The sequence below is a fragment of the Pseudomonas sp. 2995-1 genome, assembly GCF_002742505.1.
In the GTDB taxonomy this organism is placed as follows: domain Bacteria; phylum Pseudomonadota; class Gammaproteobacteria; order Pseudomonadales; family Pseudomonadaceae; genus Aquipseudomonas; species Aquipseudomonas sivasensis.
In genome coordinates this window covers 193360-208500 of the sequence record NZ_LJSA01000377.1, presented here as the reverse complement: position 1 = coordinate 208500, position 15141 = coordinate 193360, and the positions used below count along the sequence as shown (strand labels likewise).

Here is a 15141-nt window from a genome sequence, read left to right as displayed (position 1 = left end):
TTCATAAACGTTATTCAGTATTCGCCCACGTCATCCGAAACGACGCCCCACCCCGCTCCGAATCCTGCACATGCACCTGCCCGCCATGCCATTGGGACACTCGCTGCACCAGCGCCAGGCCCAGGCCGAAGCCGCCGGTACGGCGATCACGGCTGGCATCCAGGCGCATAAACGGTTGGAAGATCTTCGCCCGGCTCTCCTCGGGTACACCCGGGCCGTCGTCACATACCCGCACTTCATAACCGTTGCCGAATTTGATCAGTGAAATGTCCACACGGTGCTCGGCGTAACGGATGGCATTGCGCAGCAGGTTGATCACCGCTCGCGCCATGAAACGCGGCTCGATCTGGATCACGTCCACTTCGCAGGTGCGCAACGACAAGTGTATGCCCGCCGCCTCCGCCTCCAGGGCCACGCTACCGATCACGCTGTCGAGCCAGCTATGGGCTTCGATGCGCTCGCGAGTGACCTGGGTCGCGCCGCGTTCCAGGCTGGCGTAGGTCAGCAGTTCGGAGACCATTTCCTCCAGCTCGCCCAGGTCGGCGTACATATCGGCGATCAATTCGCTGCGCTGACGCGGGTCGGCCTGCTGCTTGAGTTGGTCGAGCTCAAACGACAATCGTGCAATTGGCGTACGCAGCTCATGGGACACCGCATTGGTGAGTTCGCGCTGGTTGGCGATCAGGCTCTCGATACGCTCGGCCATCTGATTGAAGTGCCCGGCCAGTTCGCGCACGGTGGAGCGGCGCGGCAGCAGGATGCGCGAGCCGAGGTCGTTGTCGCCAAAACGTTGTGCGGCCAGACGGATGTGCTCCAAGTCACGCCAATGCGGACGCACCCAGAAATACAGCACTACCGCCAGGCACAGACCCAACAGGCTGTAGGCCCACAGGTATAGCCATTTCGGCTCTGCCGGCAGTTTGATTTCGAGCAGTTGTGGACCGCTGTCGACCGAGGCGATGAACTCCATGAAATCGCCACGCACTACCAAGTGGCCGGCCGCCAACAATTGTTGTTCACGGGGGGTCAGGGCCAATTCATCACGCTGGACCAGTTTCAGCAGCAAACCATAATGTGGCTGCAATTGGGCCAGCCGCGCCGGGCGCGCATCGGCTGGCAACGGGCGCAACTGCTCCACCAGACCGTACGCCGGGCCACGCATGGCTTCGCGATTATAGGTTTCGTTGGCTTCGGGCAGCAGCTCATCAAAGGTGTAGTTGACCAGCCAAATCGCCCCCGCCAACCCCAGCGCGAGGATGATGTACAGGCGCATGTATAAGCGCAGCATCTAGACCTCCCAAGCAAACGGATTGAATAGATACCCCTTGCCCCAGATCGTCTTGATACACACCGGCTCACGTGGGTTGTCATTGAGTTTGCCGCGCAGTTTGCTGATGTAGACGTCGACGCTGCGGTTAAGGCCGTCGAACGCGATGCCGCGCATGCGGTTGAGAATGTCATCGCGAGAAAGAATGGTGCCGGCGTTGCTGGCCAGCAACCACAGCAATTCGAACTCCATGGTGGTGAGGTCGATCTTGTCGTCCCCCAGACTGACGACCCGGCAACTGCGGTCGATGGCCAACCGACCGAACGCCAGCGCCCCGCGTACGGTAGGCTCCGGCAATTGGCGGCGTTGCAGCGCACGCAGGCGCGCCAGCAGCACCGGCGGTTTGATCGGTTTGATCACGTAGTCGTCGGCGCCGGATTCCAGTCCGAGGATATGGTCCAGGTCATCCTCCTTGGCGGTGAGGATCACGATGGGAGCGTCGGACACACTGCGAATCTCGCGGCACACCTGTAGGCCGCTCTGGCCCGGCAGCATCAGATCGAGTACGACCATTTTCGGTTTGAACGCCAGGAACGCCGCCAAGGCTTCATCACCTCGGTGTACCACGCGAGGCTCGAAGCCATGTTGTGATAAAAAATGCGCGATCAGCCCCGCCAGCTTCTCGTCGTCCTCAACAAGCAGAACCTTACCCTGACCCAGGTTTTCCATACGTTCTCAGTGCGCGCACGCGGATTGAAGAGGCGGCATTATAGGTGGCAAGCTGGGCAACTGAAGCAGATAGCCAACGGGCGTCGCTGAAGCTTCATGTTTTTAAGAGTTTTTTACAAATCGCCTGCATTCTTTAACGCCAATCACAGGGAGTTGTATGCGTAAGGATTACCTGGCGTTCTTTGTTTCGCTGTTCCTGTCGCGTCTGGCGGATCAGATCCTGTTGTTTATCGTGCCGCTGATCGTATTTCAAACCACCCAAAGTGCGTCGTGGGCGGGCCTGGCCTTTTTTATCGAGTCGCTGCCACGCTTCCTGGCCTTCCCGGTGTGCGGCGCCGTGTGCGACAAGTATTCGCCCGTGCGTATCCTGCATATCAGCCAGGTCTACCGGGCGCTGGCCTGTGTGGTGGCTGTGGCGCTTTACGGGATGTTCGACGGTATCTACTGGCTGGTGCTGCTGTCCGCGCTATGTGGGGTGCTGACCACCCAAGGCATCATGGCCCGGGAGGTGCTGATGCCGCATATCTTTGCGCAATACAGCTATGCCAAGACGTTGTCCTACTCCCAGATCGCCGACCAATCCGGCCTGGTACTGGGGCCGTTGTTGGCCGCGCTGATGCTGGAGGTGTGGGCCTGGCATTGGGTAGTGCTGGGGGTTGCAGGGCTGTTCGTGTTGGCAGACCTGGCGATGCGCGCGTGGCAACGTAACACCTCAGTCAACCCGCAGCCCCATCAGCAGCACCGTGATATCTGGCTGCAACCGCTGCGCATCGCCGTCGCGCATATCCGCAACCTGCCGGGGTTGAAACGCCTGATTGCGCTGACGGTGGGCGTGAACCTGCTCATTGGCGCCACCCTGGCCACTTCCGCCGCCATGGTCACTGGCGATTTCAACGCCGACAAGGATGCCTACGCGCTGCTGCAAGCGGCAGGTGCGCTGGTGACTATCGTGATTCTGTTCTACCTGTCGCGCACGACCTTGCCGTTAAAACGCCTCGGCGGTGTGTCTTACGGACTGATCACTGTGGGCGCGCTGATCATGGCGGTCAGCCCCAACCTGTGGGCTTACAGCCTTGGCTTCCTGCTGGTTATAGGCTTCGACAAGATGTACAGCGTGTATATGCGCAGCGTGCGCCAGCAGGTCATCCCGGTAGAGGACTTTGGCAAGACCGTCGGCATGATCACCTTACTCAATAACCTGCCACAGCCCTTGGCCGGCCTGGTGATTGCCGTGCTGACAGCACCCTTGGGCACGCAAACGGTGATCCTGCTGCTGACCGGGATCACCGCGCTGATCGGCATGGCCGTCGCCTCAGGCCGGCACACCACTGTGAAAGCGAAACTCGACGTCAGGTGACTCAATCAATTCCTGCTCGGCCGCCCTCACCCGCTCGATCACCTGGGCGATATCCTTTGCATCGCCATACTGGTAGGCCAGCTTCAGGTAACCCTGGAAATGCCGCGCTTCGCTTTTCAGCAGGCCGAAGTAGAACTTGCTGAGTTCTTCGTCCAAATGCGGCACCAACGCTTCGAAACGCTCGCAACTGCGCGCCTCGATAAACGCCCCGACTACCAACGTATCCACCAATTTCACCGGTTCATGGTTGCGCACGACTTTGCGCAAGCCCGAGGCATACCGGCTGGCATGCAACTGGCGCAGTTCAATCTTGCGCTTTTTCATCAGGCGCATGACCTGTTCGTGGTGCACCAGTTCTTCGCGGGCCAGGCGCGACATCATGTTGATCAGGTCGACATGGCCGTGATACTTGGCGATCAGGCTCAAGGCGGTGCTCGCGGCCTTGAATTCGCAGTTCTTGTGGTCGATCAGCAGCGTTTCCTGATCGGCCAACGCAGCCTGGACCCAGGCGTCGGGGGTGCGGCAACCGAGGAATTCGTGGATTTCTGGCAGGTTCATCGGGCTCACGGGCAAAAGGATCACAAAAGGCCGGCGATTATACCGACCACGCCGCAGACCACCAGCCACCGGCCTTGATGTGCATCAACATGACGGCTGCCGGGCAGCAACTATAGTTATTCCACGCCCACTCTTTTGGAGATCCCGACCATGCAAGCCATCCGCAGTATCCTGGTGGTCATCGAGCCCGAGCATTCGGAAAGCCTGGCCCTCAAGCGCGCCAAGCTGATCGCCGAGGTTACCGGCGCGCACCTGCACTTGCTGGTCTGCGATAAAAACCATGAGCATTCGGCGCTGTTGAGCCTGCTCAAGGCGGGATTGCAGGAGGATGGCTACAGCGTGACCACCGAACAGGCGTGGAATGCCAGCCTGCATGAAACCATCATTGATGTGCAGCAGGCTGAAGGCTGCGGTTTGGTGATCAAGCAACATTTTCCCGACAGCCCGCTGAAGAAGGCGCTGCTGACACCGGCGGACTGGAAGCTGCTGCGCTTTTGCCCGACACCGGTGTTGCTGGTCAAGACGTCCACGCCATGGGCTGGCGGGGTGATCCTGGCAGCAATTGATGTGGGCAATACCGACAGCGAGCACCGTTCGCTGCACAATTCGATCATTGATCATGGCTTCGACATCGCCAGCCTCGCCAAGGCGCAGCTGCACGTGATCAGCGCCCATCCGTCGCCGATGCTGTCAGCGGCGGACCCGACGTTCCAACTCAAGGAAACCATCGAAGCGCGCTACCGCGAGCAGTGCCAGGCGTTCCAGGCTGAGTTCGACGTGGACGACGCGCACCTGCATATCGAGGAAGGCCCGGCGGATGTGCTGATTCCCTTCGCGGCGCACAAGTGGCAGGCAGCAGTGACCATCATCGGTACCGTAGCGCGCACCGGAATTTCCGGTGCACTGATCGGCAACACGGCGGAGGTGGTGCTGGATGCTGTGGAAAGTGATGTGTTGGTGCTCAAGCCGCAGACATTGATGGATCACCTGGAAGAGCTGGTCACCAAACCCTGACGCCTATCCTCCCGATAACCGACGTCCAATGTGGGGGGCGGCTTGCCCCCTCCCACATTCCGATTTTTGCCGTCAGGTAGAGAGCGCATCCCTGAGGAACCCTGGGGCGATATAGCGCTGGTAGTGGGCCTCGGACAGGATAAAGAACTCACGGTCGATGGCATCGCGCAGTTCCGGCAACGCCCAATCACGAAACTCCGGCAACAGCACCATGCCGTACGCCTCCAGGTTATTGATGACCCGCGCCCCGCGCGCAATCAACTGGTATGCCCAGCAGTACTCGGATTGGTGCGGCACGAAGCGGATCTTGCGCTGCTCCAACTGACCGCGCAGGGTCTTGGGGTCGAAAATCTCCAGTTTGCCGGCCATCACCTGCACCAGCAGTTGCTCCAGGCGCAGCCATACCGCACGTTTTTCTTCTTCGCTATAGCCATTCCACAGGATTACTTCGTGGTGGAAGCGCTTGCAGCCACGGCACACCAGATCGCCGTAAACCGTGGAGCACAGGCCGACGCAGGGGGTCTTGATGGTTTGGTTGGACATGGGCAATGACACACAAATCAGCGAAACAGTGCGCCATGTTAGCCCTTTGTCTAAGGTTGATCACCCAGCAAACTTGCCATGGCAACTTACCTTTAGAAATTTTTTGCCGTAGAATCATCCGGCCTTGTAAGGCGCCAATAATCCGCTGGAAGCTGTTTTCAAAGCGTCACGAGCACAGTCGTTCCTTCAGAACGGTGTTGGCGCGGACTTGACCCCGGTAGGTCAACAACCGCGCCAACCCTCATCAGCTCCGTTCTGCAGGCGTAAAACTTTGAAAGCAGCTTCTGTGAGGAATGCCGGCAGCGCTGGCTTTGCGGCCCAAAAAGCCCCCGAGCGCATGCGTGCCGTTCATTTCTGGATGAGCGTCCCGTGGGACCACTGATGAGGGTAATAACTGTGCTTGAAGCCTACCGCAAACATATCGAAGAGCGTGCAGCCCTGGGTATTGTTCCCCAGCCGCTTAACGCCGAACAAACCGCAGGCCTGGTCGAGCTGCTGAAAAATCCTCCAGCCGGCGAAGAAGAATTCCTCGTTGACCTGATCACCAACCGCATTCCACCTGGTGTTGACGAAGCTGCCTACGTCAAGGCCGGTTTCCTGTCTGCCCTGGCCAAGGGCGAAGCCACTTCCCCCCTGATCGACAAGAAACGCGCTGTTGAACTGCTCGGCACCATGCAAGGCGGCTACAACATCGTGACGTTGGTCGAGCTGCTGGACGACGCCGAGCTGGCGCCTGTCGCCGCGGCCCAACTCAAGCACACCCTGCTGATGTTCGACGCGTTCCACGACGTCGCCGAAAAAGCCCGCAACGGCAACGAGCACGCTAAAGCCGTAATCCAGTCCTGGGCTGACGGCGAATGGTTCCGCAACCGCCCTACCCTGGCCGACAAGATCAGCCTGCGCGTATTCAAGGTCACCGGCGAAACCAACACCGACGACCTGTCCCCTGCTCCGGACGCCTGGTCCCGCCCTGACATCCCGCTGCACGCCTTGGCCATGCTGAAAATGGCTCGCGAAGGCATCGTGCCGGATGAGCAAGGCAAGACCGGCCCGATGAAGCAGATCGAAGAAATGCGCGGCCAAGGCTTCCCGATCGCCTACGTCGGTGACGTGGTCGGTACCGGCTCTTCGCGTAAATCCGCTACCAACTCGGTACTGTGGTTCTTCGGCGACGACGTACCTTACGTACCGAACAAGCGTGCCGGCGGTTTCTGCTTCGGCAGCAAGATCGCTCCGATCTTCTACAACACCATGGAAGATGCTGGCGCACTGCCAATCGAATTCGACGTGACCAACATGAACATGGGCGACGTGATCGACCTGTATCCTCATGCTGGCAAAGTCTGCAAACACGGCACCGATGAAGTCCTGACCACCTTCGAAATGAAGACTCCGGTCCTGTTGGACGAAGTTCGCGCCGGCGGCCGTATCCCGCTGATCATCGGCCGTGGCCTGACCGACAAGGCTCGCGCCGAATTGGGTCTGGGCCCCACCGACCTGTTCAAGCTGCCTGAAGCACCGGTCGACACTGGCAAGGGTTTCACCCTGGCCCAGAAAATGGTCGGCAAGGCCTGCGGCCTGCCGGAAGGCAAAGGCGTTCGTCCAGGTACGTACTGCGAACCGAAGATGACCACCGTGGGTTCCCAGGACACCACCGGTCCTATGACCCGTGACGAACTGAAAGACCTGGCGTGCCTGGGCTTCTCGACCGATCTGGTAATGCAGTCTTTCTGCCACACCGCGGCTTATCCAAAGCCGATCGACGTGACCACCCACCACACACTGCCTGACTTCATCATGACCCGTGGCGGTGTATCGCTGCGTCCGGGCGACGGCATCATCCACAGCTGGCTGAACCGCATGCTGCTGCCGGATACCGTCGGTACCGGTGGTGACTCCCACACCCGCTTCCCGATGGGCATCTCGTTCCCGGCCGGTTCCGGTCTGGTCGCGTTCGCCGCAGCCACTGGCGTAATGCCACTGGACATGCCGGAATCGATCCTGGTGCGCTTCAAAGGCAAAATGAAACCTGGCATCACCCTGCGTGACCTGGTTCATGCCATTCCTTACTACGCGATCCAGTCCGGTTTGTTGACTGTCGAGAAGAAAGGCAAGAAAAACGCCTTCTCCGGCCGCATCCTGGAAATCGAAGGCCTGAACGACCTGACGCTGGAACAGGCTTTCGAGCTGTCCGACGCCTCGGCCGAACGTTCGGCTGCCGGTTGCACCATCAAGCTGTCGAAAGAGTCCGTCACCGAGTACCTGAACTCCAACATCACCCTGCTGCGCTGGATGATCGGCGAAGGCTACGGCGATGCACGCACCCTGGAACGTCGCGCTCAAGCGATGGAAGCCTGGGTAGCCAACCCAGAGCTGATGGAAGCCGATGCCGACGCGGAATACGCCGAAATCATCGAGATCGACCTGGCCGAAATCAACGAGCCGATCCTCTGCGCACCAAACGACCCGGACGACGCTCGTCTGCTGTCGAGTGTTGCCGGCGAGAAGATCGACGAAGTGTTCATCGGTTCGTGCATGACCAACATCGGTCACTTCCGCGCTGCCGGTAAGTTGCTGGAGCAGGTCAAGGGTCAGCTGCCTACCCGTCTGTGGCTCTCGCCGCCGACCAAGATGGACGCTCACCAACTGACCGAAGAAGGCTACTACGGCATCTACGGCAAGGCTGGCGCGCGCATGGAAATGCCGGGTTGCTCGCTGTGCATGGGTAACCAGGCACGTGTAGAACCGAACTCGACTGTTGTGTCGACCTCGACCCGTAACTTCCCTAACCGTCTGGGTGATGGTGCCAACGTCTACCTGGCCTCGGCTGAGCTGGCGGCAGTAGCCTCCACCCTGGGTCGCCTGCCGACCGTCGAAGAGTACATGGGCTACGCGGCGAAACTGGACACCATGGCCAGCGACGTCTACCGCTACCTGAACTTCGACCAGATCGCTGAGTTCCGCAAGATCGCAGCAAGCGCCAACATCCCGGTGATTCAAGCCTAAGGTGTTGATGTAACAAAAACGCCGCGTATCGCAAGATACGCGGCGTTTTTTTATGCCTGGAATACAAACACATTCAATTGATCCCTCTGTCACTGACCCACCGCTATCGGGAGCAAGCCCCCTCCCACAGTTTTGACCGCATCGGGCGACCTTATACCTTCAACCGCACCACCGTCTGATCCTCAAGGTGAGCTGGCTGAAGACACCGATCCAAATGTGAGAGAGGGCTTGCCCCCTCCCACAGTTTTGACCGCATCGGGCGACCTTATACCTTCAACCGCACCACCGTCTGATCCTCAAGGTGGGCTGGCTGAAGACACCGATCCAAATGTGAGAGAGGGCTTGCCCCCTCCCACAGCTTTGACCTCGACGAGCGTCCTTATACCTTCAACCGCACCACCGTCTGATCCTCAAGGTGGGCTGGCTGAAGACACCGCTCCAAATGTGGGAGAGGGCTTGTCCCCTCCCACAGTTTTGACCGCATCGGGCGACCTTATACCTTCAACCGCACCACCGCCTGACCCTCAAGGTGAGCTGGCTGAAGACACCGTTCCAAATATGGGAGGGGGCTTGTCCCCTCCCACAGTTTTGACCGCATCGGGCGACCTTATACCTTCAACCGCACCACCGCCTGACCCTCAAGGTGAGCTGGCTGAAGACACCGTTCCAAATATGGGAGGGGGCTTGTCCCCTCCCACAGTTTTGACCGCATCGGGCGACCTTATACCTTCAACCGCACCACCGCCTGATCCTCAAGGTGAGCTGGCTGATGACACCGATCCAAATGTGGGAGGGGGCTTGCCCCCGATGGGGTAGTGTCAGTTGATGCATCTGCCACTGACCCACCGCTATTTGGAGCAATCCCCACGCGTCACGCTTTGCTCACCTCCAGCGCCAACTGCACCGCGCCATCGACGCTCAAGCCACTGAGCAGCACATGGGACGCCAATGCTTCGGGCAGCCCCTGCAACACCTCGCGCGCGTCATGCCGCAGGCGGGCAAGTACCAGGCGCTTGCCCTCCCCGTGTACTTGCGCAAAAAAAGCCGCCAGCGCTTCGATGCTGGTGCCGTCGAGGTCCGGCGATTCTTCCAGGCTCAACACTACCGCCTGCGCCTGGGAATGACGCATCAGGCGCAAGGCCGCGCCCAGGATGCGCTCGGCATTCGCAAAAAACAGCGCTTCGCTGGGCCGTACGATCAATACCCCCGGGACGGCCAGGGCATCGGCATGGTGCAGGCGGTCGACAAAGTCATGGCTGTCACCCAGGCGGCCCAACACTTGAATGTCGGCTGACGACATCTGGCGCAGCATCAACATCACACTGATTGCGACCGCGAGCAGCAAACCATCCAGCACGCCCAGCACCAGCACCGCCGCCACCGCACAAATCACCAGCACGCGATCGCGGCGCCACAGGAAATAACGCCCCAGCGGCTGCAAACTCAAGCCTCGACCCAGAGCATAGATGACGACCGCCGCCAGCACCGGCTCCGGCGTGAGCGCGACATAGGGCAGCACCGTCAGCACGATCAGCAATATCACCAGCGCCGCGACAATCCCCGCCAGGCGCGAATAGGCGCCGGCCGCCTCGTTGGCCGACGTCGCCGAATACCCGGCACCGGCCGGCATGCCGTGGAACAGACCGGAGACCAGGTTGGCCACTCCCAGCGCAAGCAAGTCACGGTTGGAGGACACGCGGTCGCCATGCTTGAGCGCGAACGAACTGATAGAGCCGTAGGACTCCGCGTACAGGATCATCACCAGCGCAAACGCCAATTCCCCGAGGCGCAGCCAGTCGGCAAACGGCAGCACCGGCAAATGCCCCAGCTCCAGGCGCAGGTCGATCATGCCGATCTGCGCCACGCCATAGGCCTGCAGGTCCAAGTACTGCCCGGCAGCGATGCCGAGCACCACGACCACCAAACCACCCGGCAGACGCGGGAAGCGTGCGCACAGCCACAACACCAGCAACGCCAGCCCCGCCACCAGAGCCGCAGGCCAGTTCCAGCGCGGTAGCTGCTCCAGCAACTGCGGCAGAAAACGGATCAGGTTGTTATCGGTCAGGTGCACGCCCACCACACTGGCCAATTGCTTGAGGATGATGGTCAGCGCCAGGCCGAAGGCGAAGCCACGCAACACGGGCTTGGCGATAAACGAAGTGACGCCGCCAAGTTTCAACAGGCCGGCCAACAGGAAAAACACCCCGGTGAGCAGTACCAGCCCGAAGGCCAGGGAAAGCCTCAATGCCGGATCATCTCCCGCCAGGCTCGCCGTCGCCGCCGCCAAAACGGCCGCCGACGACGAGGTAGCCGAAACAATCGCAAAGCGGCTAGTGCCGAACAGGCCGTAGCACACCAGGCCTGCAAATAAAGCGATCACCCCGGCCTGGGGCGGCAGCGCGGCGATACTGGAATAGGCGACGGCTTCCGGCAGCAGCAAACCCGCGATGGATAAGCCAGCCAGCAGGTCTTGGATGCGGTTCGACGGTACGGCAACGGGTGCATCGGTTTCAGTCTTCAATCGGCCCAACCCATCCTGGCAAAAAGCGTGCGTAAGCTTAGCCCCCATTGCTCGGCTGCGGTTGAGCCGCATCAGCTTTTGCGCGGGCAAAAAAAAGCCGATTCGCGCTATGCGCGAATCGGCTTGCTTGCGTGAGCCCTGGGTTCAGGACAGCAGCGAGTAAATCAATGCAGTAATTGCCACCAGGCCCACTGCGGTGACAAACACGTTGGACGCGTGCCCACGGTACTTGGCCATGGCCGGCACCTTGCGGATCGCGTACATCGGCATCAGGAACAGGATCGACGCAATGATTGGCCCGCCCAGGGTCTCGATCATGCCGAGGATGCTGGGGTTCAGCGTGGCGACGATCCAGCACACCACCAGCATGAAGCCCGCAGTCATACGGTCCAGCGTCTTCGCAGCTGGACGGCGACCGCTTTTGAGCACCAGACCCTTGAGGCCTTCGCTCGCGCCGATGTAATGACCGAGGAACGACTTGGCAATCGCCACGAACGCGATCAACGGTGCAGCGAACGCGATGGTCGGGTTGTTGAAGTGGTTGGCCAGGTACGACAGGATCGACAGGTTCTGCGCCTTCGCTTCAGCTAACTGGGCCGGCGACAGGGTCAGCACGCAGCTGAACACGAAGAACAGCACCATCACCACCATCAACAGGTGCGCGCGGGACAGGATCTGCGAACTGCGCTCATCGGCGTGTTCGCCGTACTGGCGCTTCTGGTCAACCGCAAACGCCGAGATGATCGGCGAGTGGTTGAACGAGAACACCATCACCGGAATCGCCAGCCACAGGGTATTGAGCAAGGCCGAAGGCGCCGGGACCACACTCGCGGTGCTGAGGATGCCACCGTTCCAATGCGGGATCAGGTACACCGCAAGGAACAGCAAGGCGACGATAAACGGGTACACCATCATGCTCATGGCCTTGACGATCACTTGTTCGCCGCAACGCACCACCGCCAGCAGGCCGAGGATCAGCACAAACGCCAGCAGCGCCCGTGGCGGCGGCATGATGTGCAACTGGTGCTCCATAAAGCTGCTGACCGTGTTGGTCAGGGCCACGCTGTAGATCAGCAGGATCGGGAAAATCGCGAAGAAGTACAGCAAGGTGATCAGTGCACCCGCTTTGATACCGAAATGCTCTTCGACCACATCAGTAATGTCCGAACCTTCACGGCCGGAGAGCACAAAACGGGTCAGCCCACGGTGGGCAAAGAAGGTCATCGGAAACGCCAGCACTGCCAGGATCACCAGCGGCCAGAAACCGCCCAGGCCGGCGTTGATTGGCAGGAACAAGGTACCGGCGCCAATGGCGGTGCCGAACAGGCCAAGCATCCAGGTGGTGTCCTGGCGGCTCCAGCTTGTGAGGGTTGCAGGTGTCGTTGCATAGCGTTCGTCGACGCTATTGGCCTGATCATTCATCCGGTCGGATCTCCGCATTTACACGGCCGGGACGAGTCAGAAAAACCTGACAGGCAGCGCCCCGACCATAGAAGGGGCCGGATTGTCCGGGATTCTTTTGAATAAGCAAAGACTTAGCTGAGGAATGGTTGTACGAAGCAGATCAATCCAATTGACGACAACTTGTTCCAGTCAGGAACGTGACGCCTATTTCGCCCACTCAGAGGGAGCCTTATCACGAACCTTGGAGATTCAACCATGACGATTTCAAACCTCAATCTGTCCCACGCCGGCCACTTGGTCGACAGCGTGGCGATGCATATTGCCGATCAAATCGCGGCACAAGATAAGCCCAAGCCACAGCAGCCTCCCAGCTTCCCTTTCAACGGCATTGAATATGCTGCCGCGCCCAAACCGAACAACACAATGATCCCAATGCCTCGCATCGGCTAAGACTGCGCGACTCACCAGGGCGTGGATCCATGCTATGGATTCACTGCCCTCTACCCGCCCCCTGCGGACCTTGCATCACCGCCCTATAAAATGTCGCATACTCTCTCTTCCATCCCGCCCCACAAGGAAGAGCCGTCCGATGACCACCACTGTTCTGGTCCTGGTTGAAACCATCAACGACTACCTGCAAATCATCGAGAGCAATGACTTTCATGTGATCCTGGCGCCAACCCCAGCTGAACGAGCCCAAGCCATCAAGCGCCATGGCGGCCAGATCAACGCCGTGTTGACCCGCGGCCCCCTGGGCCTTTACGCCGACGAAATCGCCGCGCTGCCGCTGCTGGAAATCATCTGTGTGATCGGCGCCGGTTACGAACATGTTGACCTGCAGGCCGCCAGCGATCGTGGGATTGTCGTGACCAACGGCGCCGGGGTGAATGCGCCGTCGGTGGCGGATCACGCTATGGCGCTGTTGCTGTCCCTGGTGCGCGGCATCCCGCAGACCGACGTCGCCGTGCGGCGCGGTGAATGGCCCAAGGTGATGCGCCCTTCCCTGGGCGGCAAGCAACTGGGCATTCTTGGCTTGGGCGCCGTGGGCCTGGAAATCGCCAAGCGCGCCGCCCTCGGATTCGGTATGGAAGTGAGCTATCACAACCGTCAGCCCCGTGATGATGTGGACTACACCTACTGCGCCAGCGCCGTGGAGCTGGCGCGCACTTCGGACTTCATGATCCTGGCCACGCCCGGTGGCCCGAGCACCCGTCACCTGATTGATCGTCACGCCCTGGATGCTCTGGGGCCGAATGGCTACTTGGTCAATATTGGCCGTGGCAGCGTGGTGGTTACCGCCGACCTGATCACCGCCCTTGAACAGCGCCGCATTGGCGGGGCTGCGCTGGATGTATTCGACGACGAACCCAAGGTGCCCGACGCCCTCAAGCACCTGAGCAATACCGTACTCACCTCCCATGTGGCCGGCCTTTCACCGGAAGCCGCTCACGACACCGTGCAACGGGTGGCCGACAATCTGGTGGAGTACTTCGCCGGCCGACCAGTGCTCACGCCGGTCGTGTTACCCGCGCCCGTAAAATGACCAATCAGGCACGCTGATCATCATCCAACACGCTAACCTATTAAGCCGCCCCGACCTTGTCGCTGGGCGGTCGTGCGCATTAGATTAGGAAATAGTCCAAGGCCTTTAGAATAAGCAGAAGGGATAAGCATGGCGCTGAACGACCAATCGACCCAGATTCGCCCAGGCGAAGAACTTGATGCTGGCCTGATCGATCCCTATCTCAAGGCCCATATCCCGGGCCTGAGCGGCACGCCTGCGATCAGTCAGTTCCCCGGCGGCGCGTCCAACCTGACTTACCTGTTGGAATACCCTGGGCAGGAATTCGTCCTGCGCCGCCCGCCCTTCGGTCACAAGGCCAAGTCAGCCCATGACATGGGCCGTGAATTCCGCATTCTCAATCAGCTAAAAGATGGCTTCCCGTATTGCCCCAAAGCCTATGTGCATTGCACCGATGAGTCGGTGATCGGCGCTGAGTTCTACGTGATGGAACGCGTCAAGGGCATCATCCTGCGCTCCGACCTGCCGCCTGAGCTGGGGCTGGATGCAACCAAGACCGAAGCACTGTGCAAAAGCTTTATCGACAAGTTCGTCGAGCTGCACCAAGTCGACTACAACGCCTGCGGACTGGCCGACCTGGGCAAGCCCGAGGGCTATGTGGCGCGCCAGATTCGCGGCTGGAGCGACCGCTACGAAAAGGCCCTGACCCCCGATGCGCCCAAATGGGAGGCAGTGCGGGCCTGGCTCAACGACAAGATGCCGGCCGACCACCCGACATCAAGCATCGTGCATAACGACTACCGCTTCGACAACGTGATCCTCGACCCACACAACCCGATGCAGATCATCGGCGTACTGGACTGGGAGCTCACCACACTCGGCGATCCGCTGATGGACTTGGGCAACACCCTCGCCTACTGGATAGAGGCCGCCGACCCCGCGCCGGTGCAACTGATGCGCCGCCAGCCAAGCAATGCGCCCGGGATGCTCACCCGCCGCGAGTTCGTCGACTACTACGCCGAACGGTCGGGCATCCAGATCGATAATTTCGACTTCTACTACACCTACGGCCTGTTCCGCCTGGCCGGCATCGTGCAGCAGATCTACTACCGTTTCTTCCATGGCCAGACCCAGGACAAACGCTTTGCTCAGTTCATTCACATGAACTCACTGCTGGAGCAAATGAGCCTGAAGGTAATCGCTAAATCAGCCCTCTGATC

At 60.0% G+C, this 15141-nt stretch carries 12 protein-coding genes; 6 read left to right on the top strand and 6 right to left on the bottom strand.

All coding sequences use genetic code 11. The annotated features are described in order from the left end of the window. Nucleotides 1-10: 10 nt before the first annotated feature. Nucleotides 11-1288 carry an ATP-binding protein gene (locus AOA61_RS18180; RefSeq protein ID WP_099602308.1) on the bottom strand — a complete coding sequence of 426 codons (1278 nt, stop codon included), beginning with the start codon at nt 1286-1288 and terminating at the stop codon, nt 11-13. Continuing rightward, on the bottom strand, nt 1289-1996 hold the full coding sequence (locus AOA61_RS18175) for a winged helix-turn-helix domain-containing protein (protein ID WP_099602307.1): 708 nt from the start codon (nt 1994-1996) through the stop codon (nt 1289-1291). 157 nt (nt 1997-2153) lie between these two features. Between AOA61_RS18175 and AOA61_RS18170 the strand changes: the two genes are divergently transcribed. Continuing rightward, nucleotides 2154-3353, top strand: a complete 1200-nt coding sequence (locus AOA61_RS18170) for an MFS transporter (RefSeq protein WP_099602306.1) — start codon at nt 2154-2156, stop codon at nt 3351-3353. Here AOA61_RS18170 and AOA61_RS18165 read toward each other — a convergent pair. Continuing rightward, nucleotides 3309-3911 (bottom strand): tRNA-(ms[2]io[6]A)-hydroxylase, encoded by a 603-nt coding sequence (locus AOA61_RS18165; protein WP_032887182.1) that lies wholly within the window; start codon nt 3909-3911, stop codon nt 3309-3311. The two genes, AOA61_RS18170 and AOA61_RS18165, sit on opposite strands and share 45 nt — an antisense overlap. 150 nt (nt 3912-4061) lie before the next feature. Here AOA61_RS18165 and AOA61_RS18160 point away from each other — a divergent pair, with 150 nt between their 5' ends. Further along, the gene (locus tag AOA61_RS18160; RefSeq protein WP_032887183.1) at nt 4062-4925 is read left to right on the top strand and encodes a universal stress protein; all 864 of its coding nucleotides are present in this window, start codon (nt 4062-4064) and stop codon (nt 4923-4925) included. 72 nt (nt 4926-4997) lie between these two features. On the opposite strand, the gene AOA61_RS18155 is transcribed toward AOA61_RS18160, so the two are convergent. Further along, a complete protein-coding gene (locus AOA61_RS18155; RefSeq protein ID WP_032887184.1) occupies nt 4998-5468 on the bottom strand; it encodes a DUF1289 domain-containing protein in 471 nt (156 codons plus the stop codon). 396 nt (nt 5469-5864) lie between these two features. On the opposite strand from AOA61_RS18155, the gene acnB reads away from it, so the two are divergent. Next, nucleotides 5865-8474 (top strand): bifunctional aconitate hydratase 2/2-methylisocitrate dehydratase, encoded by a 2610-nt coding sequence (gene acnB / locus AOA61_RS18150; protein WP_032887185.1) that lies wholly within the window; start codon nt 5865-5867, stop codon nt 8472-8474. An 871-nt stretch (nt 8475-9345) separates the two neighbouring features. Here acnB and AOA61_RS18145 read toward each other — a convergent pair. Together AOA61_RS18145 and AOA61_RS18140 are read right to left on the bottom strand one after the other, a co-directional pair. Next, nucleotides 9346-10995 (bottom strand): SulP family inorganic anion transporter, encoded by a 1650-nt coding sequence (locus tag AOA61_RS18145; protein WP_099602305.1) that lies wholly within the window; start codon nt 10993-10995, stop codon nt 9346-9348. A 144-nt stretch (nt 10996-11139) separates the two neighbouring features. Continuing rightward, on the bottom strand, nt 11140-12417 hold the full coding sequence (locus tag AOA61_RS18140; protein ID WP_032887187.1) for a serine/threonine transporter: 1278 nt from the start codon (nt 12415-12417) through the stop codon (nt 11140-11142). A gap of 237 nt (nt 12418-12654) precedes the next feature. Between AOA61_RS18140 and AOA61_RS18135 the strand changes: the two genes are divergently transcribed. From AOA61_RS18135 to AOA61_RS18125, 3 genes are all read left to right on the top strand, one after another. Next, nucleotides 12655-12849 carry a hypothetical protein gene (locus AOA61_RS18135; protein WP_032887188.1) on the top strand — a complete coding sequence of 65 codons (195 nt, stop codon included), beginning with the start codon at nt 12655-12657 and terminating at the stop codon, nt 12847-12849. A 139-nt stretch (nt 12850-12988) separates the two neighbouring features. Then, nucleotides 12989-13942, top strand: a complete 954-nt coding sequence (locus tag AOA61_RS18130) for a 2-hydroxyacid dehydrogenase (RefSeq protein ID WP_099602304.1) — start codon at nt 12989-12991, stop codon at nt 13940-13942. A 129-nt stretch (nt 13943-14071) separates the two neighbouring features. Further along, on the top strand, nt 14072-15139 hold the full coding sequence (locus AOA61_RS18125) for a phosphotransferase family protein (protein ID WP_032887190.1): 1068 nt from the start codon (nt 14072-14074) through the stop codon (nt 15137-15139). Nucleotides 15140-15141: the final 2 nt, after the last annotated feature.

Bases quoted from the DNA above. Each gene is read 5' to 3' on its own strand.
- AOA61_RS18180 (WP_099602308.1), bottom strand. From the start codon at position 1,288: ATGCTGCGCTTATACATGCGCCTGTACATCATCCTCGCGCTGGGGTTG.
- AOA61_RS18175 (WP_099602307.1), bottom strand. From the start codon at position 1,996: ATGGAAAACCTGGGTCAGGGTAAGGTTCTGCTTGTTGAGGACGACGAG.
- AOA61_RS18170 (WP_099602306.1), top strand. From the start codon at position 2,154: ATGCGTAAGGATTACCTGGCGTTCTTTGTTTCGCTGTTCCTGTCGCGT.
- AOA61_RS18165 (WP_032887182.1), bottom strand. From the start codon at position 3,911: ATGAACCTGCCAGAAATCCACGAATTCCTCGGTTGCCGCACCCCCGAC.
- AOA61_RS18160 (WP_032887183.1), top strand. From the start codon at position 4,062: ATGCAAGCCATCCGCAGTATCCTGGTGGTCATCGAGCCCGAGCATTCG.
- AOA61_RS18155 (WP_032887184.1), bottom strand. From the start codon at position 5,468: ATGTCCAACCAAACCATCAAGACCCCCTGCGTCGGCCTGTGCTCCACG.
- AOA61_RS18140 (WP_032887187.1), bottom strand. From the start codon at position 12,417: ATGAATGATCAGGCCAATAGCGTCGACGAACGCTATGCAACGACACCT.
- AOA61_RS18135 (WP_032887188.1), top strand. From the start codon at position 12,655: ATGACGATTTCAAACCTCAATCTGTCCCACGCCGGCCACTTGGTCGAC.
- AOA61_RS18130 (WP_099602304.1), top strand. From the start codon at position 12,989: ATGACCACCACTGTTCTGGTCCTGGTTGAAACCATCAACGACTACCTG.
- AOA61_RS18125 (WP_032887190.1), top strand. From the start codon at position 14,072: ATGGCGCTGAACGACCAATCGACCCAGATTCGCCCAGGCGAAGAACTT.